The 21,978-nt window shown below is 71.0% G+C and carries 25 protein-coding genes and 2 tRNA genes; 17 read left to right on the forward strand and 10 right to left on the reverse strand.

Annotation, left to right across the window (positions count from 1 at the left end; genetic code table 11):
* Nucleotides 1-304 precede the first annotated feature (304 nt).
* Nucleotides 305-1,588 carry an OmpA family protein gene (locus IPK24_09940; GenBank protein ID MBK8075872.1) on the reverse strand — a complete coding sequence of 428 codons (1,284 nt, stop codon included), beginning with the start codon at nt 1,586-1,588 and terminating at the stop codon, nt 305-307.
* A 152-nt stretch (nt 1,589-1,740) separates the two neighbouring features.
* The gene (locus IPK24_09945; protein ID MBK8075873.1) at nt 1,741-3,387 is read right to left on the reverse strand and encodes a protein kinase; all 1,647 of its coding nucleotides are present in this window, start codon (nt 3,385-3,387) and stop codon (nt 1,741-1,743) included.
* Nucleotides 3,388-3,427: 40 nt separating this feature from the next.
* Here IPK24_09945 and IPK24_09950 point away from each other — a divergent pair, with 40 nt between their 5' ends.
* Both IPK24_09950 and IPK24_09955 read left to right on the forward strand, forming a co-directional pair.
* Nucleotides 3,428-4,585 carry a hypothetical protein gene (locus IPK24_09950; protein MBK8075874.1) on the forward strand — a complete coding sequence of 386 codons (1,158 nt, stop codon included), beginning with the start codon at nt 3,428-3,430 and terminating at the stop codon, nt 4,583-4,585.
* A gap of 51 nt (nt 4,586-4,636) precedes the next feature.
* Nucleotides 4,637-4,981: a TfoX/Sxy family protein gene (locus IPK24_09955; GenBank protein ID MBK8075875.1), complete on the forward strand. Its 345-nt coding sequence runs from the start codon at nt 4,637-4,639 to the stop codon at nt 4,979-4,981.
* Nucleotides 4,982-4,988: 7 nt separating this feature from the next.
* Here the strand turns inward: IPK24_09955 and IPK24_09960 are convergent, their stop codons facing one another.
* Entirely contained in the window at nt 4,989-5,261 is a 273-nt protein-coding gene (locus IPK24_09960) for a DUF2277 domain-containing protein (protein ID MBK8075876.1), read from the reverse strand.
* A 114-nt stretch (nt 5,262-5,375) separates the two neighbouring features.
* On the opposite strand from IPK24_09960, the gene IPK24_09965 reads away from it, so the two are divergent.
* The 4 genes from IPK24_09965 (at nt 5,376) to IPK24_09980 (ending at nt 8,905) form a co-directional block, all read left to right on the forward strand.
* Nucleotides 5,376-6,929 (forward strand): MFS transporter, encoded by a 1,554-nt coding sequence (locus IPK24_09965; protein ID MBK8075877.1) that lies wholly within the window; start codon nt 5,376-5,378, stop codon nt 6,927-6,929.
* A gap of 92 nt (nt 6,930-7,021) precedes the next feature.
* Nucleotides 7,022-7,348: an antibiotic biosynthesis monooxygenase gene (locus IPK24_09970; protein MBK8075878.1), complete on the forward strand. Its 327-nt coding sequence runs from the start codon at nt 7,022-7,024 to the stop codon at nt 7,346-7,348.
* 28 nt (nt 7,349-7,376) lie between these two features.
* The gene (locus tag IPK24_09975) at nt 7,377-8,513 is read left to right on the forward strand and encodes an iron-containing alcohol dehydrogenase (GenBank protein ID MBK8075879.1); all 1,137 of its coding nucleotides are present in this window, start codon (nt 7,377-7,379) and stop codon (nt 8,511-8,513) included.
* A 53-nt stretch (nt 8,514-8,566) separates the two neighbouring features.
* Nucleotides 8,567-8,905 (forward strand): hypothetical protein, encoded by a 339-nt coding sequence (locus IPK24_09980; protein ID MBK8075880.1) that lies wholly within the window; start codon nt 8,567-8,569, stop codon nt 8,903-8,905.
* A gap of 27 nt (nt 8,906-8,932) precedes the next feature.
* Here IPK24_09980 and IPK24_09985 read toward each other — a convergent pair whose 3' ends face one another.
* Both IPK24_09985 and IPK24_09990 read right to left on the reverse strand, forming a co-directional pair.
* Nucleotides 8,933-9,922, reverse strand: a complete 990-nt coding sequence (locus tag IPK24_09985; protein MBK8075881.1) for an NAD(P)H-dependent glycerol-3-phosphate dehydrogenase — start codon at nt 9,920-9,922, stop codon at nt 8,933-8,935.
* A 111-nt stretch (nt 9,923-10,033) separates the two neighbouring features.
* Nucleotides 10,034-10,483, reverse strand: coding sequence for an SEC-C domain-containing protein (locus IPK24_09990; protein MBK8075882.1), 450 nt, complete (start codon nt 10,481-10,483; stop codon nt 10,034-10,036).
* On the opposite strand from IPK24_09990, the gene IPK24_09995 reads away from it, so the two are divergent.
* On the forward strand, nt 10,469-11,107 hold the full coding sequence (locus IPK24_09995; GenBank protein MBK8075883.1) for a maleylpyruvate isomerase family mycothiol-dependent enzyme: 639 nt from the start codon (nt 10,469-10,471) through the stop codon (nt 11,105-11,107). The two genes, IPK24_09990 and IPK24_09995, sit on opposite strands and share 15 nt — an antisense overlap.
* An 88-nt stretch (nt 11,108-11,195) precedes the next feature.
* On the opposite strand, the gene IPK24_10000 is transcribed toward IPK24_09995, so the two are convergent.
* Together IPK24_10000 and IPK24_10005 are read right to left on the reverse strand one after the other, a co-directional pair.
* Complete coding sequence (locus IPK24_10000) at nt 11,196-12,014, reverse strand: NAD(+)/NADH kinase (protein ID MBK8075884.1); 819 nt, start codon at nt 12,012-12,014, stop codon at nt 11,196-11,198.
* Nucleotides 12,015-12,112: 98 nt separating this feature from the next.
* Nucleotides 12,113-13,123 carry an SPFH domain-containing protein gene (locus IPK24_10005; GenBank protein ID MBK8075885.1) on the reverse strand — a complete coding sequence of 337 codons (1,011 nt, stop codon included), beginning with the start codon at nt 13,121-13,123 and terminating at the stop codon, nt 12,113-12,115.
* 82 nt (nt 13,124-13,205) lie between these two features.
* Between IPK24_10005 and IPK24_10010 the strand changes: the two genes are divergently transcribed.
* The 9 genes from IPK24_10010 (at nt 13,206) to IPK24_10050 (ending at nt 18,681) form a co-directional block, all read left to right on the forward strand.
* Nucleotides 13,206-14,048 (forward strand): NUDIX hydrolase, encoded by an 843-nt coding sequence (locus IPK24_10010; GenBank protein ID MBK8075886.1) that lies wholly within the window; start codon nt 13,206-13,208, stop codon nt 14,046-14,048.
* Nucleotides 14,049-14,121, forward strand: a tRNA-Thr gene (locus tag IPK24_10015).
* Nucleotides 14,122-14,163: 42 nt separating this feature from the next.
* Nucleotides 14,164-14,239: transfer RNA gene (locus IPK24_10020), tRNA-Met, on the forward strand.
* 54 nt (nt 14,240-14,293) lie between these two features.
* Nucleotides 14,294-14,464, forward strand: coding sequence for a 50S ribosomal protein L33 (gene rpmG, locus IPK24_10025; GenBank protein MBK8075887.1), 171 nt, complete (start codon nt 14,294-14,296; stop codon nt 14,462-14,464).
* A gap of 166 nt (nt 14,465-14,630) precedes the next feature.
* Entirely contained in the window at nt 14,631-15,455 is an 825-nt protein-coding gene (locus tag IPK24_10030; GenBank protein MBK8075888.1) for a 3-oxoacyl-ACP reductase FabG, read from the forward strand.
* A gap of 49 nt (nt 15,456-15,504) precedes the next feature.
* The gene (locus tag IPK24_10035) at nt 15,505-15,948 is read left to right on the forward strand and encodes a MaoC family dehydratase N-terminal domain-containing protein (GenBank protein ID MBK8075889.1); all 444 of its coding nucleotides are present in this window, start codon (nt 15,505-15,507) and stop codon (nt 15,946-15,948) included.
* Entirely contained in the window at nt 15,941-16,372 is a 432-nt protein-coding gene (locus IPK24_10040) for a MaoC family dehydratase (GenBank protein ID MBK8075890.1), read from the forward strand. Before IPK24_10035 ends, IPK24_10040 begins: the two co-directional genes overlap by 8 nt.
* 83 nt (nt 16,373-16,455) lie before the next feature.
* Nucleotides 16,456-17,610, forward strand: a complete 1,155-nt coding sequence (locus IPK24_10045) for an MFS transporter (GenBank protein ID MBK8075891.1) — start codon at nt 16,456-16,458, stop codon at nt 17,608-17,610.
* 21 nt (nt 17,611-17,631) lie between these two features.
* On the forward strand, nt 17,632-18,681 hold the full coding sequence (locus IPK24_10050) for a UDP-N-acetylmuramate dehydrogenase (GenBank protein MBK8075892.1): 1,050 nt from the start codon (nt 17,632-17,634) through the stop codon (nt 18,679-18,681).
* A 1-nt stretch (nt 18,682) separates the two neighbouring features.
* Here IPK24_10050 and IPK24_10055 read toward each other — a convergent pair whose 3' ends face one another.
* On the reverse strand, nt 18,683-19,744 hold the full coding sequence (locus IPK24_10055; protein ID MBK8075893.1) for an adenosine deaminase: 1,062 nt from the start codon (nt 19,742-19,744) through the stop codon (nt 18,683-18,685).
* Nucleotides 19,745-19,863: 119 nt separating this feature from the next.
* Nucleotides 19,864-20,148 carry a hypothetical protein gene (locus tag IPK24_10060; protein MBK8075894.1) on the reverse strand — a complete coding sequence of 95 codons (285 nt, stop codon included), beginning with the start codon at nt 20,146-20,148 and terminating at the stop codon, nt 19,864-19,866.
* A 592-nt stretch (nt 20,149-20,740) separates the two neighbouring features.
* Here IPK24_10060 and IPK24_10065 point away from each other — a divergent pair.
* Nucleotides 20,741-21,622 carry a helix-turn-helix domain-containing protein gene (locus tag IPK24_10065; protein MBK8075895.1) on the forward strand — a complete coding sequence of 294 codons (882 nt, stop codon included), beginning with the start codon at nt 20,741-20,743 and terminating at the stop codon, nt 21,620-21,622.
* Here the strand turns inward: IPK24_10065 and IPK24_10070 are convergent, their stop codons facing one another.
* Nucleotides 21,623-21,871, reverse strand: coding sequence for a DUF397 domain-containing protein (locus IPK24_10070; protein ID MBK8075896.1), 249 nt, complete (start codon nt 21,869-21,871; stop codon nt 21,623-21,625).
* Nucleotides 21,872-21,978 lie beyond the last annotated feature (107 nt).

Raw genomic sequence — 21,978 nt, forward strand, 5'->3', positions numbered from 1 at the left:
CGGATTCCAAACGACGATCACCGGGCCGGAGGCGGCCCTGAGACGCCTGAATGTCCCAATGATTGAGACATTAGGACATCGAGTTCAGGCGATCACGGAGAGTGCTGACTGGGGTCTGTACATGCGCACCCGGCAGTCACTGTTGCCCCGGTGGGCCACTGTTGCCCTGTTGTGCTGGGCACTCAGTGACCTCAACCCGAGGACAGTGACCTCAACCCGAGGGCAGTGCCCCCGATCGGAGAAGAGTTACCATCCCCTGCCCGTGACCAATTGAGCGTCAGGCCAGTGCTCGCGCGCCGTCCCCTCACGACCCGGCGGGAATCACGATCTCGACGCGTCGGTTCAGCTGCCGCCCCGCGGGGTAGTCCTTGCCGCCCTTGGTGTTCGGGGCAATCGGACGGCCCTCGCCGAAGCCCGCGGCCTCCAGGGCACCAGTCACCGATCGCTGCTTCAGCGCGGTGACCACGGCCTCGGCGCGACGCTCGGACAGGTCCTGGTTGTAGGCGTCGTCCCCCTTGGCGTCGGTGTGACCCTCGATGCGCACCTGCGAGTTCACACCCTTCAACGCACCGGCCAACTGGTCCATGATCTTGTCGGCGGCCGGACGCAACGTGGCCTTGTCGAAGTCGAACAACACCTCACTGTTCAGCCGGATCAACGTGCCGCAGGCCTTGCCCACCGGGGTGAGCGAACGCACCGGCGGGAACTTGCCCAGATCGGGCACCGGCGGCAACGGCGCCATGCGCACCACGCCGGAGTCCGCGCCGTCCTCGAAGCTCGCGGTGCCGTCACCCCTGTTGATCACGTGCAGCGCACCGTCCGAGAACGTGCCCGTGCCGTCGCCGTTGTTGGTCTCCTGCAGCGAGCCGTCGGAGTAGGTGCCCGACCCGTCACCGGCCACGGCGATCTGCAGTGATCCGTCGCTCAGGGTGCCGGCACCCTTGCCGTCCAGCGTGATCTCGAAGGCGCCGTCGGAGTACACCCCCGAGCCGTCGGTCGCGATGGCGATCTGCAGCGACCCGTCGCTGAGGGCACCCGAGCCATCCGCAGCAACGGTGATCTGCAACGCCCCGTTCCGGTAGACCCCGGACCCGTCGCCGGAATTCGTGACCTCGAGCGAGCCGTCCCGGAAGGTGCCCGACCCGTCACCGTTGTTGATCTCGGTGAGGCTGCCCCGGTTGACCACCTTGCCGGTGGTGTCGCAGCGGGCGCCGCTCACCGTGACCCCGGATGTGGGCGTGGTCAGGGTGGCCAGCGCCGAGGTGAACTTCTTCGAGGCTCCGGTGAGCGCCGTGACGTCCGGGATCACGACCGGCGGGAAGGCCGGAAACGCCGTCGCGATGCGCGCGGCCGTCTCCTCGTCGATGTCGCCCGAGATCAGGGCGCTGGTGCCACTCGGAGCGCTGCCGCCCGCGGGACTCGACGCACTGCCGCCCACGGCGCCGTTCGTGGCCGTCGCGCCGACCGGCTGTGCCGCCCCGAACTGCACCGGGTCCGAGGTGCCACAGGCCGACAGGGCGCCAGTGAGGGTGGCGGCCAGTCCCAGGACGACGACCGCGCGGCTGCGGCTGCGGCGGACGGGGTTCATGTGGGTCTCCTCGGTGGATCGGTGGTTGTCGGTGGGCCGATCGATCCGGCCTCGGTGTGTGAGAGTGGTCTGCGTCGGGTTCGGTTCACCGCCGAATGAGGCGAGTCTCATCACGTCATCACCGTGGGCTTGCCTGCCCCGGTGCTCACCACTCACCCCTGGCGCAGCGAGCCGGTCACCTCGCCGGCGCCCGAGCGCGCGGCCAAGCAGGTGAATCCCTTGGAGCCGGCGGCGAACGAGGCCTCGGTCGGCGGCAGCACCTCGCGGTCGAACCCACCGGGGGAGGCCCCGCCCAGGTAGCGCTGCAGGGCCGCTGCCGAGCAGGTGGCGGCGACCCGGGGGTCGGCCATGACGACGTCCAGGTCGACGCTCGCCGTGGTGGCACTGAGGATGCCTCGGGCATAGACCTCCCAGTAGTGCGGTTCGGCGCAGGGGGCGCCGCGTGCGGTCTGGATCCCGCTGATGTTCACCAGACCGGCGTAGCACTGGGCGCCACCGCCACCGCCACCGCCACCGGCAGTCGTGGTCCGGGTTCGTGGCGGTGGGGAACTCGCCGGTGTGGCCCGGGTCGCCCGTGGGCTGGGTCGGGCGGTGGCACCCCTGGTCGTCGGTGCCGAGGCTGCCGTCGAGGACCTCGCCGTCGGCGCGGATGCGGTGCCGCTCACCACCGGAGCCACGGCCTGGTTCGAGGCGGCGGACGGCGCGGCGGATGGCGCGGCGGATGGCGCGGCGGCGGTGTTGGTCCCGGCGCCCGCGGAACGTCTCAGCCCCCACCAGCCGACGCCCGCCACCAGCAGCACGGCCAGCCCGACCAGGCCCACGGTCAGAGCGCGGCGTTGGCCCGGGACGACGGCCGCGGGCGAGGGCTGCACGCCGGGACCCGTCGTCCAGTCGGTCTGCGCGATCGCCGGGCTGATGGCGGGGACCGGGCCGGCGCCGGAGGCCGGGGCCGGGGCCGGGACCGGGGCAGGCCCTCCGGCGCTCACCGATCGCAGTGCGTCGCGCAGGTCGGCCGCCGAGGCGAACCGTTGCGCCGGCTCGTAAGCGGTCGCCCGCCAGATCACGTCCATCAGTGCGGACGAGCCCGGAACCCCCACGGGGGCGAGGGGCATCGGGTGCTGCGCGAGCAGTACCGGGATCGAGGGCGAGCGGCCCGAGCTGTCCGCCCGGGGCGCCCGCCCGCAGAGCAGGGCGTACAACGTGCAGCCGAGCGAGTAGATGTCGGCCGCTGCCGAGGGCTCGACGTAGTGAAAGGCCTCCGGTGGCGCGTAGTCGGGGGTCAGGGCCTCGAGTGTCACCGAGTGCCCGGGTTCGCCACGCGGCAACGTGGCGAGGCCGAAGTCCGACAGCAGCACCGAGCCGTACTGGTTCAGCAGCAGGTTGGCCGGCTTGATGTCCCGGTGCAGGATGCCCTGGGCGTGGGCGGCCGCGAGCGCATCGGCGATGGCGGCGCCGACGTCGGCCACCTCCTGCGTCGGCCGAGGTCCGTGACGGGCACAGATCGACCAGTAGCTGCCGTCGGGGCAGTACTCCATCACCAGGTAGGGCCGGCCGTCGTCCGTGGTGCCGCAGTCGTACAGGGTGAGGATGTTGGGGTGGGACGAGAGTCGCCCGGCGGACGTCGCCTCGCGGACGAACCGGCGCCGGTCGGTCGGATCGACCAGTCGACGGTTGTCGATCTTCACCGCGACCAGCCGGTCCACCGAGTGCTGGTGAGCCCGGTACACGGTGGCGAACCCGCCGTGGCCGATCTCCTCCAGCAGCGTGATCCCCGGGACGGGCCCCGATCCGTCCGTCATGGGCGGGAGTCTGCCAGAGCGCCCCGATACGGTGCCGGGCATGTCGCGAACCGTCCTCCGATCGGGTTCAGGTCCGGCTTCGGTGCTGGGCCCAGCGCTGCTGCTCGCCCTGGTCGCTTGCAGCGGCCCGGACGCCACGCTCACCCCGAGCCCGCCCGCGCCCAGCCCGTCCATCGCAGCGACCGCGCCCGCGCCGAGCGCGCCGAACTCGACCTCGCCCGCACCTTCCGGCTCGGCGTCCGGATCGGCTGTCGGCACGGCCACGCCGTCCCGCAGCGGGGTGGCCACGCCGTCGCGCACGAGGCCGCCGTCCGCACCGGCTGGGGCCGTGGGTCTGGGTGCCGGAGCGAGCCTGGCCGGGCGCCGGCTGTTCCCGGCCGACAACCCCTGGAACACACCCGTCGCCGATGCCCCGGTCGATCCCGCCTCGGCCACCCTGATCGCGGCCATCGGCGCCACCGGCCACCTGCACCCCGACTTCGGGGCGAACTGGAACGGTGGACCCTTCGGCATCCCCTACGTGGTCGTCTCCGGCACGCAGAAGAAGGTTCCGGTCCGCTTCGAGTACGCAGACGAGAGCGACCCCGGGCCGTACCCGATTCCACCGAACGCCCCGATCGAGGGTGGTGCCGCCGCCGACGGCGACCGTCACGTCATCGTCGTCGACCGGGATGCCTGGCGGCTCTATGAGCTCTTCGATGCCCACCCGGTCGCCGGCGGGACGTCGTGGACCGCCGGGTCGGGAGCGGTGTTCGACTTGCGCAGCAACGCTTCTCGCCCGGCGGGCTGGACCAGTGCGGACGCCGCCGGGCTGCCGATCCTGCCCGGCCTGGTGCGGTACGACGAGGTGGCCTCGGGGCAGATCCGGCATGCGCTGAGGTTCACGGTCTCGGCCACCCGCGCCGGCTACGTCGCTCCAGCACGGCACGCCGCCAGCAGCCGCACCGACACCAGCCTGCCGCCGATGGGGATGCGGGTGCGGTTGAAGGCGAGCTTCGACATCTCGAGCTACCCGAAGCAGGCTCGGGTGGTGCTGCAGGCGTTGAAGACCTACGGCATGATCGTCGCCGACAACGGCTCGAGCTGGTACGTGTCGGGTGCGCCCGATCGCCGCTGGGACGACGACCAGCTCGGCGCCCTGAAACAGGTGCCGGGCAACGCCTTCGAAGTGGTCCGGATGGGCAGCGTCAGCCGCTGAGGAGCCACTGACGCTGCCGGCGCTGCCTGCCGCCACGTGTCAAACTCGGTCATGGCCTTCGACCCTGAACTCGCCGACCGGCTGCGGATGGTGCTCCACGAGCTGGCGCCGGACGGCGTCCGACTGACCGAGCAGCGCATGTTCGGTGGCCTGGGATTCATGCTCGACGGGCACATGGCCGTGGCCGCCGCCAGCGACGGGGGACTGCTGCTGCGTATCGACCCGGCCCAGGTCGAGGCCCTCACCGAGCGCCCCCACGCGCAGCGGTTCGCCATGCGCGGCCGGGCGATGAACGGCTGGCTGAGCATCGACCCGGCCGGCCTGGACGACGACGACACCCTGCGCGACTGGGTCGCCCAGGGTGTGGGCTACGTCGGTGGCCTGCCGCCGAAGTGAGCTCGACTCAGCCGGTCGCGTAGCGCTGGGCCGCTCGCGCCCGTGCCTTGGTCGCCTCGACCTCGCGGTCCTTGGGGGCGCCGTGGGCGACCAGGCTGTCCAGCAACTGCTGGGTCGCCGCGGCCACGGCGGCGATGGCCTCGTCGAAGACCGCCTGGTTGTCGCGTGCCGGCTTGGTGGTGCCGGCCACCTTGCGTACGTACTGGGTGGCCGCTGCCAGCACCTCCTGTGAGGTGGCCGGGGGCTCGAAGTTGTGCAGGGTTCGGATGTTGCGGCACATCCCTCGACGGTAACGCGCCGGGCCACTCTTGACATTTCAGCGCATGGCGAATGACTATTCCCCATGCGGGGAATTACCCGCGTCCACCACTGTTCCCCTGTGACGGAGGCACTCATGCCGCCCACCCTCGTCCACCCGTCCCGACCGAACGACCCGGCGTCCGGGGTGTTGTCCCCGCGCCGGACCCGCCTCGTGCTCGTCGTCATGGCGCTCTCGCTGATGACCGTGGTCTCGGCGGTCAGTGGCCTCAACGTGGCCCTGCCCAGCCTGGCGCGCGACACCGCCGCCACCCAGACCGAGCTCACCTGGATCGTCGATGCCTACACCGTGGTCTTCGCCGGTCTCCTGCTCTTCGCGGGCGCGCTGGGGGACCGGTTCGGCCGCAAGGGAATCCTGCTCGCCGGATTGGCCACCTTCGGTACTGCTGCGGGCCTCGCCACGCTGACGAGCGACCCCATGCTGCTGATCATCCTGCGGGCCGCGATGGGCGTCGGGGCGGCCGGCATCATGCCCACCACGCTGTCGGTGATCACCACCTCGTTCCCCGAGCACGAACGTCCTCGGGCCATCGGCGTCTGGGTCGGCGTGGCCGGCGGTGGCGCCGTCCTGGGTCTGTTCGGGGCGGGCCTGCTGCTCGAGTACTTCGGCTGGAACTCCTTCTTCGCACTCAACGTCGTCCTCGCCGTCCTGGGGTTGCTCGGCACCCTGGCCGTGGTACCGGCCTCGCGGGACGCGGACGCACCCCCGCTGGACCTGGTGGGTTCGCTGCTGTCGCTGCTGGCCGTGGGTGGGGTGGTGTTCGGGGTCATCGAAGGCCCCGACCAGGGCTGGACCGACCCGATGACGCTGATCGCGCTGATCGCGGGCCTGCTCGCCGGGGTCGCCTTCGTGGTCTGGGAACGACACCTCGAGCGTCCGATGCTCGACCCACGGCTGTTCGCGCTGCGCGGGTTCAGCGCCGGCTCGCTGTCGATCACGGTGCAGTTCTTCGCCGCGTTCGGGTTCTTCTTCGCCGCCCTGCAATACCTGCAGTTCGTGGTCGGGCTCTCGCCACTGCAGGCCGCGTTGCGGTTGTTGCCGTTGCCGCTGGTGATGGTTCCGCTGGCACGCACCGCCCCGCGGCTCGCCCAGCGCGTCGGGTTTCGGCGGGTCGGGCCGCTCGGCCTGCTGCTGATGGCAGTCGGCTTCGTGGTGATCGCCATGCTGGACGTCGAGCTGAACTACACCCAGTTCGTCACCGGACTGCTGATCTTCGGCGCCGGCATGGGGCTGGCCGGAACCCCCGCCACCACCGCGATCACCGAAGCTCTGCCGCCGGCCAAGCAGGGCGTGGCCTCGGCGGTCAACGACACCGCCCGTGAGCTCGGGTCCGCTCTGGGCATCGCCGTGCTGGGCAGCGCGATCACCAACACCTACCGCGACGGCGTGGCCGGCGTGGTGACTCAGCTGCCGCCCGAGGCCGCCGAGCGGGTCACCGGTTCGATCGCGTTCACCCAGTCACCGATGATCGCCCGCCTCGGCGAGACCGGCCGGCAGGTCGCCGAGGTCGCCCGCCAGGCCTTCATGGACGGCGTGAGCACGGCGCTGCTCACCGCCGCCGCCGTGCTCGTGGTCGCCGCCCTCGTGGTCTATCTCCGCTCGCCCCGCCCCCACACCCCCACGCGGTGATCATGCAATCCGTGCACGTTTTGTGCGCGGATTGCATGATCACGGAGGTGGGTGTCCTGTCCGGAGCGCGGCTCGGGGTCGATACTGGCGCCATGACCGGCTCTGCTCACAGCCTGCTGATCGTTCACGTCGACGTCGCGGTCGTCCCCGACCGGGTCGAGGACTTCCTGGCCGCCACCGAGCTCAACGCCACCGCCAGCCGTGGGGAGCCGGGCGTGGTCCGTTTCGACGTGCTGACCGACCGCGACGATCCGGGCCACGTCGTGCTCGTCGAGATCTACCGCGACGAGCGGGCCGCCGCCGACCACAAGCAGACCGCCCACTACGCGACCTGGCGCGACACCGTGGCCCCGATGATGGCCCGGCCCCGATCCAGTGCGAAGTTGATCAATCGTTCCCCGGACGACGCAGGCTGGTGAGCCGGTGGGCAGCAGCTTCGACCTCGCGATGGTCGCCGACCTCCGGTTCGGCCGGGGCCGCGCCACGCAGTCGGCCCCGGCGCTGGCCGGGCTCGGCGTCCGGCATGCGCTGCTGGTCACCGGACGCAGCACCGAGCGAGCCGCGCCGATCCGTGCTGCCCTGCAGGCCGCGGGCGTGGCTGTCACCTCGTTCGCCGTGACCGAGGAGCCCTCGGTCGACATCGTGCGGGAGGCCCTGAAAACCTTGCGCGCCAACGGGTGTGACGGCGTCCTGGGCTTCGGGGGTGGCAGCGCGCTGGACGTCGCCAAGGCAGTCGCGATCCTGGCCGGCAACGACAGCGACCCGATGGACCACCTGGAGGTCATCGGCCGCGGCGAACCCCTCACCCGACCGGCGCTGCCCTGGATCGCCGTCCCCACCACGGCCGGAACGGGGTCGGAGGTCACGCGCAACGCCGTGCTGGCCGCCGGCGAGGTCAAGGTGAGTCTGCGCAGTCCGCTGATGCTCGCGCGCCTGGCCATCGTCGACCCGGACCTGCTGATCGGGTCCCCGCCGGCCACCCTCGCGGCGAGTGGCCTGGATGCGTTGGCGCAACTGATCGAACCGTTCCTGTCGGTGCGGGCGAACCCGGTCACCGATGCGCTGGCCCGCGACGGGATCGTCCGCTCGGCGCGTTCGTTGCGGGCCGCCGTCACCCAGGGCCTGGACGACGATCCCGACCGCCGGGACGACCTCGCCCTGGCCAGTCTGGCCGGCGGGCTGTGTCTGGCCAATGCCGGGTTGGGGGCGGTGCACGGGCTGGCCGGGGTGCTCGGGGGCCGGTTGCGCGCCCCCCACGGCGCCCTCTGCGCCGCACTGCTCGCCGCCACTCTGGAGACGAACCGTGCAGCCCTGGCCGACCGGGCACCGAACCATCCGGCGGCCGGCCGGTTCGACGAACTCGCGGTGCTGCTCACCGGCCGGCCCGAGGCACGCGCGGTCGATGGCGAGGACTGGCTGCGCGACCTGATCGCGGCGCTGGGTGTGCCGTCCCTGACCAGCTTCGGGTTGTCGCAGGCCGACCTCCCCGCGGTGGTCGCGGCGTCCCAGCAGGCCAGCAGTATGAAGGCCAACCCGATTCCGCTGTCGGATGCCGAGCTGACCGAGATCCTCAGCCGCAGTTGAGGTCACACCGCCGTCGGCAGCCGGGTTGAGCGCATGCGTGGCAGGCTGGTGGCATGCCCAGGTCATGGTCGCTCGCCTCACACAACTCGGTGCTGTGCATCGCCAGCCGCGACTCACTGCTCAGCATCGGGTCGGTCGGCAGCTTCGCCTCGATCTTCTCGATCGGTTCGGCAGGGTCGGTGTTCGGCGTGGCCAGTGCCGGCAGCGCCGCCTCGATGATGTCGGCGGGCAGCATCGGCTCGGTGATGTCCGCGGGCAGTCGGGGCGGGGTCATGGACGCCGGGGTCAGCGCGGACGGCTGGCGGCAGCGCACCGTCGTCCTGGCGGTGCTCGTCGGCGCAGCGACGGCGCTGGCACTGCGCGGTCAGCGTCGCCGGGTGGCTGCCGGGTGAAGTGCCCAGTGAGCGCCCAGTGAGCGCTCAGCCCGGGTCGGACTCGTGGCCCGAGCGCAGCAACCCGCGATAGGCCATGGCGGGGCGGATCTGGCCCGAGACCACCCGATAGATCTCCTCGCTGATCGGCATCGCGACCTGATGCCGGGCGGCGAGTTCGTGCACCGTGACCGCGGTCTTCACACCCTCGGCCACCATGTGCATCTCGTCCAGGATCTCGGCCAGCTCACGGCCCAGCCCCAATTGCTCACCCACGTAACGGTTTCGGCTCTGCGGGCTGACGCAGGTGGCGATCAGGTCGCCCATGCCCGCCAACCCGGCGAAGGTGGCCGGTTCGCCTCCCATGGCCACCCCGAGCCGGCTCAGCTCGGCCAGCCCGCGCGTGATCACCGCGGAGCGGGTGTTGTCGCCGGCGCTGAGTCCCTGGGCGATGCCGGTGGCGATGGCCACCACGTTCTTGAGTGCCCCGCCCACCTCGCAGCCGATCACGTCGTGGTTGGTGTACACCCGGAACCGCGCCGACTGCAGGATCCGCTGCAGCTGCTGGGCCACGCCCAGGTCGGGGGTGGCGATCACGCTGGCCGCGGCCGCGCCGGACATGATCTCCTTGGCCAGGTTCGGCCCGGACAGCACGCCGGCGGGGTGGCCGGGCATCAGCTCGGTGATCACCTCGGTCATCCGCAGCAGGCTGCCCTGCTCGAACCCCTTGGACAGGCTGACCACCGGGATCCACGGCCGCACGTGCGGTGCGGCCGCCTCGATCGCCGCCCGGAAGCCGTGGGTCGGCACCCCGACGAACAGCACATCCGCCTCGGCGACGGCCTGCGCCAGATCGGCCGTGGCTCGCAGCGACTCCGGCAGCGGGTAGCCGGCCAGGTAACGGGTGTTGGCGTGGGCGGTGGTGATCTCGTGGGCTGCCTCGGCGCTGCGCGCCCACAGCGTGGTCTCGTTCTTCAGCGCCAGCAGCGACGCCACGGTGGTGCCCCACGACCCGGCACCCAGCACGGTGACCTTCATCGGGCCATCCAAGCGGTGCCGGACGCCGCGCGTCGAGCCCCGCGGCACCCTCGGTTCGTCAGGTCGCGGCGTCCAGGTACACCCACCGTCCACCGCGACGGACGAAGCGACTCACCTCGTGCTGCACCCCGCCCCCGGGTTGCCCAGGCGGCACCGACCGTGGGATGGGTGGGTGGGATGGGCGTAATGGGCACGAAACTCCACCACACCCTCGTCGTCCTCGGCGCCACCCGCCTCGGTGCGCACGATCTCGAGCCGGGTCCACGACCGATCGCTCGTCTCCACCTCGCCGGGGCGGGTGCGCGGGTGCCAGCTGCGCACCAGGTGTCCGACGTCCCCGACGGCGAAGGCGGTGTACCGCGAGCGCATCAGCTCCTCGGCGGTTCGAGCCGGGCGCGCGCCGTCCAGTACCGGCCCACAGCAGACGGCGAACAGGTCGCCGCTGCCGCACGGGCATCCGTCGCCCAGCACCCCGCGCGGGCCGAGAACCTCACTCACGCCGCGAGTATGAACCACGCGGCCCGACCCGCGGGTAGCCTCGATCACGTGAGCGAGATCCATGCCCGGCTGCTCCAGGCCGAGCGCGAGGTGCTGTTGCCCTTGCTCGACCGCACCATCGGCTCCGATTTCGACCGCACCACCGTCTGCGACGAGTGGTCGGTGCGCGACATCGTGGCCCACTGCTCGGCGATCCTGATGGCCCTGGCCTCGGGTGAGTCGGGCCGTACCTTCACCGCCGAGCAGAACCAGCGCGATGTCGACGAACGTCGCCGCTGGTCACTCGATGCGCTGTTGGCCGAACTGAAACAGGCCCATGATCTGGCGGTCGGCTCGCCGGCGGTGGCGCCGATCGTGCTGGGCCTGTGGATCCACGGCAGCGACATCCGGGACGCCCTGGGCATCCCGAATGCCTATGCCGCCCCCGGACTGTCCGATGCCCTGACCCTGTTGGTCGAGCGGTCGATCGCTCGCGGCACCCCCGCGGTCGACGTGACCCTGACGGACGCCGCCGACCGAGGCCTGGACTCGGCGCAGGTCTGCCTGGGCGATCCGGGCGCCGAACCCGTGGGCTGGCTTCGGGTCGATGCACCCGGACTGTTCCGGATCGTGGCGGGCCGTCGGATCGAACTGGTCGAACGTGATGTGGTGGGGATCGGCCTGGACGAGTTGCGGTTGTTCCACTGACCTGCACCGACGTGCTCTGACCAGCTCTGACCAGCTCTGACCGGATCGGACGCGCTCTGACCTGCTCCGACCCGACACCCTGGGCGGATCAGGCTGACGGCACCACGAGGTGCAACACCTGCTCGGCTCGGCGCAGCGTGACCTGCTGACCCCAGGTGGCGTTCAGGTGGTCGCGCTCCAGGCCATCCCCGAAGACCACCAGGCGGTCGGAGCGCACGATCACCTCGAGTTGTTCATCGGCCATCAGATGCCCTGCGGTGCAGCGGGTTCCGCTGGTGGGTGACGGCCAGGCCTCGCGGACGAACCAGGCCAGCCGGTGCTGCTCGGGGGTGGGTGGGTCCCCCTGATGGCCGCGGTCGTGGCGCAGTGAGGCCAACCACCCGGTGGCACCCGTGCCGGTTCCCACGATCACGCCCGAGGAGGACTGGCTCTCGAGGCGGCCATCGGGCAGGGCCAGGTCGTAGCGAGCGCTCTGGTGCCCGGCATCACCCAGGTAGATCTCGTTCAGCGCGGTGAGCCGTTGCCCGTCGTCCAGCAGGGCGCTGACCATCGTGCGCCGCTGAACGACGGCCCGCCCGGCGGCGAGGTCGGCCAGCGCGGCGGCAACCTGCCCGGCGAGGTGGCGCACCAGGACGCCGACGCCGCGCCCCGGGTCGGCGTCCACGCCGAGCACCGGCTGCCCGTCGAGGTACTTGGCGACGTTGGCCACCAATCCGTCCTGGCCCAGGGCCACCACGATGTCGCCCGCGTCGAACCGGAACCGGTCGAGATCGGCACGTTCGACCTCGCCGTGACGCCAGTCGACCGGGACGGCGGCGCTCACCCGGCGCCGGGCCTGCATCAGGGCATCGTGGCGGCGTTGCACCTCGGCCAGATCACGGCCGCGCTCGCGCAGGAAGAACTCCATCTGACCCCGGGTGGCGTGGCGATCGATCAGGTCGTCCAGCTCGGTACGGCGGTGCACGACGACCACCCGGGGCGCCAGGGTGCCCGCCGGCTCACTCCTCACGAGGCCACCGCTGCTCCGGCCAGCAGCCGGGACAGCCCACCGCTGACGAGGTCGGGGGTGAGGGTGATCGAGCCGATCTCGGGCAGGTGGCCGGCCAGCTGTTGCAGGGCCAGGGCGGCCAGGATTCGTGGTTCGACGTCGCGGTGGGCATCCAGTCCGGCGCGGACGGCGTCCGCCTCGGCCTCGCCCAGCAACCGCACCCGATCGGCGCTCGCCTGGCCGGTGATCCGGTCGCGCTCGGCGGCCGCCTCGGCCTGGATCCGTGCCGCCGCAGCCGCCTCGGTGGCCTCGCGCCGGGCGTTGGTGCCCTGCTGGGCCACCAGCTGTTCCTCGCGGCGCGCCAGTTCGATCCGGGACTGCAACTCGTTCTCGCTGATCGCCCGTTCGCGTTCCACGGCCAGGGCGCGGCGTTCGAAGGTGGCCCGGTCGGACTCGGTCTGGGCGGCCTCCCGAGCGGGGGCCTGCAGAGCTCGTTCCATGGCCGGTTCGGGGCGCACGGCGATCACCCGGACGCCGACGATCTCGATGCCGATCCCGCTCAGCCGGGGCTCGGCCTGCAGCCCCTGCTCGATCCGGGTGCGCACCCCCTCGACCCCGCCGGCCAGCACGTGCCCGAGGGTCTGGCCGGCCATCAGGGCTGCACCGTGGTGCTGCGCGAGTTCGGTGAGCAGCAGGGCCACCTGATCCAGGGGTGTGGCCCGCCACAGACCGGTGTCCGGGTGGATGCCGAAGTCGATGCGGGTGGCGGCCAGCTCGGGATCGGCGAACCGGTAGCCCACGGAGGCCTGCACGGTCAGGTCCTGCAGGTCGGCGGTGCGGGCGTGAAAGACCGTCGACAACTCGCGGTCGTCGACCGGGATCTCACTGAGCGAGGCGGTGAGGCTTCGGAACCAGAACGCCTGCCCGGTCCCGGCGTGAACGGTTCGGCCTCGGCGCAGGTGCACGACATGGGCGGTGGGGGTTCCGCGCAGGTGGCGCCAGCCGAGGCGGCGGGTGATGTCGGCCATGAGGTCCTCCAGAGATTCTCGTCAGAATGACGATAAATAATCATCCTGTTATCGTCAAGTCGACGAGAAAGGGGTCACCCGGATGGTCCCGGCGTATGACGCGACGCAGTACCCGGCCTTCGCGGTCGCCGTCGATCTGGTGGTGCTCACGGTGCGGGACGACGCGCTGCAGGCGCTGCTGGTGCGACGCGGCGAAGCGCCGCAGGCCGGCTGGCTCGCCTTGCCGGGCGGTTTCGTGCAGCCGCACGAGTCGCTGGACGACGCTGCCCGACGCGAGCTCGCGGAGGAGACCGGGTTGGACCTGGCCACGGCGGGCCCACCGCGAGCCCAGGCGCACCTCGAGCAGCTGGCCTGTTACGGCGACCCGGACCGTGACCCCCGCCTGCGCGTGGTCTCCGCGGCCTACGTGGCCCTGGTTCCCGATCTGCCCGAACCCCGGCCCGGCGGCGACGCCGACCAGACGGCCTTCGTCCCGGTGGCGCCGCTCCTGGCCGACCCGCAGCGACTGGCGTTCGACCACGGCCGCATCCTGGCCGACGGGGTCGAGCGGGTACGGGCCAAGCTGGAGTACACCACCCTGGCGGCGAGGTTCTGTCCACCCCGGTTCACCGTGGCCCAGCTGCGCCGGGTCTACGACCTGGTCTGGGGCTCCGAGCTCGACGCCCGCAACTTCCACCGCAAGGCCACCGGTGCGCCGGGGTTCCTGGAGCCGGTCGCCGAACGGACGGCCTCGGCGGGCGCGGGGCGTCCGGCGCAGCTGTTCCGAGCCGGTCCGGCCACGGCGCTGCACCCGCCGATCCTGCGGCCGAGCCGGGGCGATCCGCCGGCCGTGGCGGGCTCGGGAGAACGCGATTTCGTGAGGCGCGCCGTGCCCGTGTACCCTGGTCAACCGCTGCCCGGTTCGTCGGTCAGCGACCTGCAGTAGGCCCCGATAGCTCAGTCGGCAGAGCGTCTCCATGGTAAGGAGAAGGTCTAGGGTTCGATTCCCTATCGGGGCTCTCCGGTCTACTCCGGCCCCTGGGCCGGTCGGTCGGCCAGAGGGCGGAGTAGCTCAGACGGTAGAGCAAGCGGCTCATAATCGCTGTGTCGTGGGTTCAAGTCCCGCCTCCGCTACCAGCCCCATCGTTTCGCCCGCACCGTTCCCAGAAGCTCGAGAGAAGGCAGTACACCGTGGCCAGCAAGTCGCAGGATGTCCGCCCCAAGATCACCCTGGCCTGCACGGAGTGCAAGGAGCGGAACTACATCACCAAGAAGAACCGGCGCAACGATCCCGACCGCATGGAGCTGGCGAAGTTCTGCCCCCGTTGCGGCAAGCACGTCGCGCACCGCGAGACCCGCTGAGCGCCGTTCACCGACGCTTCCCACGGCCGTCCCACCATTGGGGGCGGCCGTTGGCACGTTTGGCGCAGGTCCCTGGTAACGGGCCGGTCTCGATGAGAAAGTCGCATCCGGACCTGCGGCGGTGACCGTCGTGGGACGTCTCGACCAGGCGATCGAAGGAGATTCCATGGGACGACTCGACGACCGGGTGGCGATCGTGACCGGGGCCGGCCGCGGTATCGGCCGCGCCACAGCCCTGCGGCTGGCCCGTGACGGGGCCTCCGTGGCGGTCAACGACATCGACGGCCACGTGGCCGACGAGGTGGCTCGAGAGATCATCGCGGGTGGGCACAAGGCGATCGCCGTGGTGGGCAACTGTGCCATCCGCGCCGATGCCGACACGTTGGTGAACGCCTGCGTCGACGCCTTCGGCAAGCTCGACATCCTGGTGAACAACGCCGGCACCACGCGCGACAAGATCTTTCACCAGATGGACGAGGAGACGCTCGACGTCGTCATCAACGCCAACCTGCGCACGGCGTTCAACGCGACCCAGGCCGCCATCCCGCACCTGCGCCACGTCGCCAAGGCCGAGATCGAGCAGTACGGTGCGCCGTCCCACAACCGCAAGATCGTCAACACCTCCTCGGTGGTGGCGTTCACCGGCAACCCGGGGCAGTGGAACTACACCGCCGCCAAGGGCGCGATCATGTCGGTCACCAAGACCCTGGCCCGCGAGCTCGGCCCGTTCCACATCAACGTCAACGCGGTCGCCCCGGGCTTCGTCGAGACCCGGCTGACCGCCGCCCACGGCTCGGACTCGCACGCCGAGACCGGGCTGGGCATCCCCGAGGCCGCGCGTCATGCCGCGCTCTCGCTGGTGTCGATGGGCCGCCTCGGCCAGCCGGAGGACATCGCCAACGTCACCGCGTTCCTGGTCTCGCCCGATGCCGACTACGTCACCGGGGTGACCATCCCGGTCACGGGTGGCCAGATCGGCGGCATGGGCTGAGGCGGGGTGCGGGCCACGCGCCGGCCCGCGCATGAGGTAGAAACGTCGGATGGCCCTGGACACCTCCTTCGCGAAGAAGGTCTATCCCCCCTCGTCCGTGTACGAGGTGGGTCGGCAGAAGATCGCCGAGTTCGCCGCGGCGATCGGCAGCAACGACCCGGCCCACCTCGACCCGGACGCCGCCCGCGCCCTGGGCCACCCGGACGTCGTGGCGCCGCCGACCTTCGCGGTGATCGTCGCCCAACGCTGTGAGGCCCAGTACGTGGCCGACCCGGCGTCCGGGATCGACTTCAGCCGGGTGGTTCACGGTGAGGAGAAGTTCCGCCACCACCGCCCGATCGTGGCCGGCGACCGGCTGGTGCCGACCTTGCACGTCGACATGGTGCGCTCGGCCGGGGGGCACGGCATGGTGACCACCCGGGTCGAGATCGCCGACGAGGCCGGTGACGCGGTGGCCACGGTCACGTCCATGCTGGTGGTGCGCGGTGAGTGAGCGGCCGCGCTTCGCCACCGTGCAGGTCGGCGACGTGCTGCCCGAGCGGACCTTCCCGCTGCAGCGTGCCGACCTGGTGCGCTACGCCGGTGCCAGTGGTGACTTCAACCCGATCCACTGGAATCCGCGGGTGGCCACCGAGGTCGGCCTGCCCGACGTGATCGCCCACGGCATGCTCACCATGGCGACCGCCGTCCGGCTGGTCAGCGACTGGTGCGGCGATCCCGGTGCGGTGCTCGACTACGGCACCCGGTTCACCAACCCGGTCGTCGTGCCGGACGACGGGGTGGGGGCCGCCGTCACGGTCACGGGCACGGTGGCCTCCCGGGACGAGTCGGCCCAGACAGTGCGGGTCGACCTGGTCGTGGTCTGCCTCGGCGAACGGGTGCTCGGCAAGGCCCAGGCGGTCGTCCGGCTCTCGTGACGGATTCTCGCAAGCCTGCCACGAGGTATCGGCGGTCCTCCGTCGTGGGTGTGTCCGTGGTGTTCGCCGTCAGCGGCTTCCTGATGGCGAACTGGCTCGCCCGCCTGCCCGCCGTCCGGGACGCGCTGCAGGTGACGCCCGGGCGGCTCGGGGTGATCATGCTGTCGCTGTCGGTCGGCTCGGTCCTCGCCCTGCCCCTGTCCGGCCCCGTGGTGCACCGGTTCAGCCCGGCGCCGACGGTGCTGGGTTGTGCTGCGCTGAGCACCGGCGCCATGGTGCTGGTCGGCGTGGCCGGAACCGGCCGGCTGGGCGGGGTGAGCACCCTGGTGCCGGCCCTGTTCGCCTACGGCGTGGGCGTGGGCATGTGGGACGTCGCGATGAACGTCGAGGGTGCCGAGGTCGAACGCCGGGTCGAACGCGCGATCATGCCCTGGTTCCACGCCGGCTTCAGCCTGGGCACCGTGGCCGGCGCGCTCACCGGGGCGGCCGCGGCCGCGTTGCAGCTCGCGTTGTCGGTGCACCTCGCCGTGGCGGCGGCGATGTCGCTGGTGGCCATCGTGATCGCCACCCGGTACTTCCTGCCGGTGTCGAAGCCAGAGACCGGTCAGACCCCGACCGGTTCGGGGGCCTTGGCGGCCTGGCGCGAGCCACGCACCGTGCTGGTGGGGTTGATGATGCTCGGCATGGCCCTGGCCGAGGGCTCGGCCAACGACTGGATCGCGCTCGGGCTGGTCGACGGGTACGGCGTACCCCATGCCGCCGGCGCCGTCGGGTTGGGGTTGTTCCTCACCGCGATGACGGTCTCCCGGCTCGCCGGCCCGGTGGTGCTGGCCCGGTTCGGCCGGGTGCGGGTGGTGCGGTCGGGGGCTGCTCTGGTGCTGGTCGCGCTCGTCGTCTACGTGCTGGGCGCGCAGTGGGCGGACCCCACTGCGGGGCTCGGTGCCCGTAACGCCGTGCCGCTGGTGTTGGCCGGGCTGGCCGTGTTCGGCTGGGGAGTCGGCGCTGCTCTGGGGTTCCCGGTGGGCATCAGCGCGGCCTCCGATGATCCGGCGCGATCGGCCGCTCGGGTCAGCGTGGTCTCATCGATCGGGTACGTCGCCTTCCTCGCCGGGCCGCCTGTGTTGGGCACGTTGGCCGATCGTGTCGGGATCGTCCGGGCGATGCTCGGGGTGAGCCTGGCCGCGGTTCTCAGCCTGGTATGTGCCGGTGCTGCGCGTGCCGTCGACATCGAACGCTGACAACGAGGATAGGTTTCCCAGGTGACCGTCCGTTTGGCCGACCTGACCACCCTTCGTGTGGGTGGTCGAGCCGTGTCCTACGTCAGCGCACAGACCACCGATGCGGTGATCGACGCGGTCAGCGCCGCCGACGCCGCGGGTCATGATCTCCTGATCCTCGGCGGTGGATCGAACCTGGTGGTCGGCGACCGGGACTTCCCCGGCACCGTGGTCCACGTCCGTTCCCGAGGCATCGATCTCGAGTCCCGTGACGCCTGCTCCGGTGCCACGGTGCGGATCGCGGCCGGTGAGAACTGGGACGACGTGGTGGCGCTCGCCGTCCGCTCGGGCTGGTCGGGGGTCGAGGCCCTGTCGGGGATTCCGGGTTCGACCGGCGCCACCCCGATCCAGAACGTCGGCGCCTACGGTCAGGACGTCTCCGAGACCATCGCGTCGGTGCGCACCTGGGACCGGCAGCAGAACCGGGTCCGCACGGTGGCCGCGGCGGACTGCGAGTTCGCCTATCGGCATTCCCGGTTCAAGGAGGAGCGGTTCCGGGGCGGGCCACGCTACGTCGTGCTCGAGGTCACCTTTCAATGGCGGCTCGGGGCCTTGTCGGCGCCGGTGCGCTACGCGGAGCTGGCGCGCACCCTGGGCATCGAGGTGGGCGCTCGCGCGCCTCTCGAGACGGTGCGCGAGGCGGTGCTCGCGTTGCGCCGCGGCAAGGGCATGGTGCTCGACGCCGCCGACCACGACACCTGGAGTGCCGGCAGCTTCTTCACCAATCCGATCCTGGATCAGACGGTGGCGGCTCGTTTGCCCGATCACGCTCCTCGCTGGCCGGTCGAGGGTGGGCAGGGCCAGGTCAAGGTGAGTGCGGCCTGGCTGATCGAGCACGCCGGTTTCGGCAAGGGTTTCGGACTGCCCGGTTCGGCCTCACTGTCGACCAAGCACACCCTCGCCCTGACCAACCGGGGCGAGGCCACCGCCGACGACGTGCTGGCGCTGGCGCGCGATGTGCGCGACGGCGTCCGGGACGCCTTCGGTGTCATCCTGGTGCCCGAGCCGGTTCTGGTGGGCTGCGCCCTCTGAGTCAGGACGTCGCCGGGCCGGTCGCTGCGGCCGGTCGGCCCGCCAGCCAGTCGTCGACGCCGGTCAGCAGGCGTTTGGTGACGTCCGGCGGTGCCGTGGACCCCTCGATGGAGTACCGGGCGAGCTGAGCCAGGGCCTCGTCGTTCAGGTGGTGGACGCCGCGGGCCGCGGTGTACTGCTCCGCCAGCCGTGACCCGAACAGCAGCGGGTCGTCCGCGCCGAGCGCCACCCGCGCTCCGGCGTCCAGCAGCGAACGCAGTGGCACGTCGGCGTCGTCGTGGTACACCCCCAGTGCCACGTTGCTGGCCGGGCAGACCTCCAGGGTGATGCCCGCCTCGACCACGCGGGCGAGTACCGCGGCGTCCTCGGCCGAACGAACCCCGTGCCCCAGCCGACCCGGTCGCAGGGTGTCCAGGGTGGTCTGCACCTGAGCCGGGCCGAGCAGCTCACCGCTGTGGGGCACGCTGACCAACCCGGCCCGGGTGGCGATGCGGAAGGCGGCGGCGAACTCGGCGGTGTCGCCGCGGCGCTCGTCGTTGCTCAGCCCGAACCCGACCACCTGGCCCGCGCCCTCACCGGCGTACCGGGCGGCCAGGCGGGCCAGGGTGCGAGCGTCGAGCGGGTGACGGATGCGGCTGGCGGCCACGACGATCGCGACCTGGCAGGACGTCGTCCGGCTGGCTTCGCGCGCGGCGTCCAGCACGATCTCGAGGGCCGGCGTCAATCCGCCCACGAAGGGGGCGTAGGACGTCGGGTCGACCTGCATCTCCAGCCAGCCCGAACCCTCGGCGGCGTCGTCCTGCGCGGCCTCGATCACGATGCGGCGCATGTCGTCGGCATCGCGGACGCAGGCGCGAGCGGCGTCGTACAGCCGCTGGAACCGGAACCATCCCCGTTCGTCGGCGGTCAGCCGCACCAGGTGGTGTTCCCGCAGGGTCTCCGGCAGGCGGATCCCGTGCTTGTCCGCGAGCTCGCTCAGAGTCCGTGAGCGCATGCTGCCGGTGAAGTGCAGGTGCAGGTGAGCCTTCGGCAGGGACTCGACGGTTCGGATCATCCCCTCCATGTACCGAGTCTGCCAGCCCGGCCGCCGTGCTTCGTGTCGGGGCGCGGCGGGCGAGCGGAGTGCCCGCCGGGCCGAGTCGGCCCGGCGGGACCCCGACCCGCTGCTGCCGACTCCGCCCGTCAGGTCGAGGGGGATGACACCCCGATCATGGCCGCGATGACCGCCAGCGCCATCAGCAGCAGAATCGCTTGCAGCAGTGGAGTTGTCGTGCTCTTGCGGTGCTCCGTCGTGGGCTCGGCGGTGATCGCGAAGACCAGCGGACGGTTACGCCGGTACATGAAGTCGCTGAAGACCCTGAAGGCCGCGACCGCCGCGATCAGCAGCATCAGCGTGAACATCGTGACGGTCAGCGCCACGGCGGAGTCGGCGACCAGGCCCAGGTCACGCAGCGGGACGACGAACAACGTCGTCAGAGCGTGGGTGCGCAGGGGCCGTGGTGCGGGGGCACCGAGGCCACCGGCCAGGGGTGACGGGTGGCGTTGGGGAGGGTGGTCGTCGTCAGCGGGTTCACCCGACGTCAGGTGAAAAGCGCTGCCTATCGATGGAACTGCAGCTGTCTCAGGAGTACCATCACGCATTGTGATCCCCTCGTCTCTCCGGCGATGACTCACAGCTGAGCGGGCGTTGCAGCGCCCGCTCAGTGACGTTTGCGGCCTCGGTGAGGTCGTCGTCCGCTGAGCGCGTCAGCTGTGAATCGATGAATGGGATGTGGGGATCGGAGGGGCGATCCCCGGCCTACCGTGGTGCGAGCTGTGGTGGTGCCCGAGGCGGTGGCGCGTCTGGTCAGCTGATCGGCAGGCCCCCCTCCCCGTGTGCGGCGGCATCTCGACCCGTTGACCTGCCAACGTTGTCGAGCAGATTGCCTCTGCTCGTCGATGTCGCGTTACACCGATATCGTCCCGCAGGCAAGAGATGGATGACAAGTGCAATAGGGTGGCAATTGCCAGACACTCGGCTCGTTTCGCGGGATTCGGGCACCGGCTCACGGAGGGCTGCATGAGCGAGATCGGTCCGACCGCCCAACGCCGCGAGGTCGGCAGCCTGTTGCGCGCTCATCGCGAGCGGGTGGGGTTGACGGCGGTCGAGGTCGCCGCCCGGGTCGGTGTCTCAGCGGCGAAGCTCTCTCGGCTCGAACGAGGGTTGCGCGGCCTGCAGATCGGTGACGTTCGGTCGCTCTGCGCCGTGTACGAGTTGTCCGAGGAGGAAACCCGCGAGCTGATCGCGGCGACCCGGGCCAGCCGAGAGCCCGGATGGTGGACCGAGTTCAGCGGCCTACCCGAGACGGCGCCCATGTTCTTCGGCCTCGAGATGGCCGCCAGCCGGGTGGAGGAATTCGATGCCCTGGTGATTCCGGGGCTCTTGCAGACCGAGGCCTATGCCTCCGCGACGTTCTTCGATGCGCAGTTCGCCGAGAGGCTGCCGGACTCGGTGCTGCGAGAACGTGTTGCAGCACGGATGCAGCGGTCGGCCTTGCTCTTGCCGCGTGAGGAGAAGCGCTTTCACTTCATCATCGACGAGGCGGCGCTGCGTCGAGTGGTGAGTACACCGCAGGTGATGATCGAACAGTGCCGGGCTCTTCTCGACGCTGCAGCTCGGCCCAATGTCATGATCCAGGTGCTGCCGTTCACGGCGGGGATCCACCCTGGCCTGTGGGGCTCCTTCGTGATTCAGGTCTTTGAGCACGCCAATCAGCGTGACGTGGTGTTCGTCGAGGGTCTCTGGGGGGAACTGCTCGTTGAACAGGACGCTCAGGTGGCCAGCTACCGGCAGGCCTTCGCGTCGTTGACCCAGCGTGCACTCGACACCTCGCGTTCCCGCGCGATCATCGGCGACATCATGCGTGCCTGGCGTGCGGTGGAGTCAGAACCCGAGGCGTGATCAGAGGTCGAACTCGGCTGCCTTGACGCCGGCGACGAACGCGACCCACTCGTCGCTGGTGTACCGCAGCTGAGGGCCGTGAGGGTCCTTCGAGTCACCCACGATCACGTCGTCGCCCTCGCGCCGAACGCGAACACAATTCCCCATGCTGCAGAAGGACGATTGTCGCCAGGCGCTGCCGAGGGCCGGAGAATCGGGGGAGAGTCGGATTCGCCCGACAGCGGTGTGCGACCCTGCGGCTCCCGGCATGAGGACTCCTGCGTTCGAAGGATCTCAACTTCTGCGCGTCGGACCGCGCCGAAGGCGGTGATCCGCAGATGGTGACGCAGGGTAGCGGCGAAACCCGTCAGGAACCA

The organism is Kineosporiaceae bacterium (genome assembly GCA_016713225.1).
Taxonomy (GTDB): Bacteria; Actinomycetota; Actinomycetes; order Actinomycetales; family Kineosporiaceae; genus JADJPO01.

What these genes read in the sequence shown, in the direction of transcription:
- IPK24_09940 (MBK8075872.1), bottom strand. Translation starts at nt 1,588, where the DNA reads ATGAACCCCGTCCGCCGCAGCCGCAGCCGCGCGGTCGTCGTCCTGGGA.
- IPK24_09945 (MBK8075873.1), bottom strand. Translation starts at nt 3,387, where the DNA reads ATGACGGACGGATCGGGGCCCGTCCCGGGGATCACGCTGCTGGAGGAG.
- IPK24_09950 (MBK8075874.1), top strand. Translation starts at nt 3,428, where the DNA reads ATGTCGCGAACCGTCCTCCGATCGGGTTCAGGTCCGGCTTCGGTGCTG.
- IPK24_09955 (MBK8075875.1), top strand. Translation starts at nt 4,637, where the DNA reads ATGGCCTTCGACCCTGAACTCGCCGACCGGCTGCGGATGGTGCTCCAC.
- IPK24_09960 (MBK8075876.1), bottom strand. Translation starts at nt 5,261, where the DNA reads ATGTGCCGCAACATCCGAACCCTGCACAACTTCGAGCCCCCGGCCACC.
- IPK24_09965 (MBK8075877.1), top strand. Translation starts at nt 5,376, where the DNA reads ATGCCGCCCACCCTCGTCCACCCGTCCCGACCGAACGACCCGGCGTCC.
- IPK24_09970 (MBK8075878.1), top strand. Translation starts at nt 7,022, where the DNA reads ATGACCGGCTCTGCTCACAGCCTGCTGATCGTTCACGTCGACGTCGCG.
- IPK24_09975 (MBK8075879.1), top strand. Translation starts at nt 7,377, where the DNA reads ATGGTCGCCGACCTCCGGTTCGGCCGGGGCCGCGCCACGCAGTCGGCC.
- IPK24_09980 (MBK8075880.1), top strand. Translation starts at nt 8,567, where the DNA reads ATGCCCAGGTCATGGTCGCTCGCCTCACACAACTCGGTGCTGTGCATC.
- IPK24_09985 (MBK8075881.1), bottom strand. Translation starts at nt 9,922, where the DNA reads ATGAAGGTCACCGTGCTGGGTGCCGGGTCGTGGGGCACCACCGTGGCG.
- IPK24_09990 (MBK8075882.1), bottom strand. Translation starts at nt 10,483, where the DNA reads ATGGATCTCGCTCACGTGATCGAGGCTACCCGCGGGTCGGGCCGCGTG.
- IPK24_10000 (MBK8075884.1), bottom strand. Translation starts at nt 12,014, where the DNA reads ATGGAGTTCTTCCTGCGCGAGCGCGGCCGTGATCTGGCCGAGGTGCAA.
- IPK24_10005 (MBK8075885.1), bottom strand. Translation starts at nt 13,123, where the DNA reads ATGGCCGACATCACCCGCCGCCTCGGCTGGCGCCACCTGCGCGGAACC.
- IPK24_10010 (MBK8075886.1), top strand. Translation starts at nt 13,206, where the DNA reads ATGGTCCCGGCGTATGACGCGACGCAGTACCCGGCCTTCGCGGTCGCC.
- IPK24_10030 (MBK8075888.1), top strand. Translation starts at nt 14,631, where the DNA reads ATGGGACGACTCGACGACCGGGTGGCGATCGTGACCGGGGCCGGCCGC.
- IPK24_10035 (MBK8075889.1), top strand. Translation starts at nt 15,505, where the DNA reads ATGGCCCTGGACACCTCCTTCGCGAAGAAGGTCTATCCCCCCTCGTCC.
- IPK24_10045 (MBK8075891.1), top strand. Translation starts at nt 16,456, where the DNA reads ATGGCGAACTGGCTCGCCCGCCTGCCCGCCGTCCGGGACGCGCTGCAG.
- IPK24_10055 (MBK8075893.1), bottom strand. Translation starts at nt 19,744, where the DNA reads ATGGAGGGGATGATCCGAACCGTCGAGTCCCTGCCGAAGGCTCACCTG.
- IPK24_10065 (MBK8075895.1), top strand. Translation starts at nt 20,741, where the DNA reads ATGAGCGAGATCGGTCCGACCGCCCAACGCCGCGAGGTCGGCAGCCTG.
- IPK24_10070 (MBK8075896.1), bottom strand. Translation starts at nt 21,871, where the DNA reads ATGCCGGGAGCCGCAGGGTCGCACACCGCTGTCGGGCGAATCCGACTC.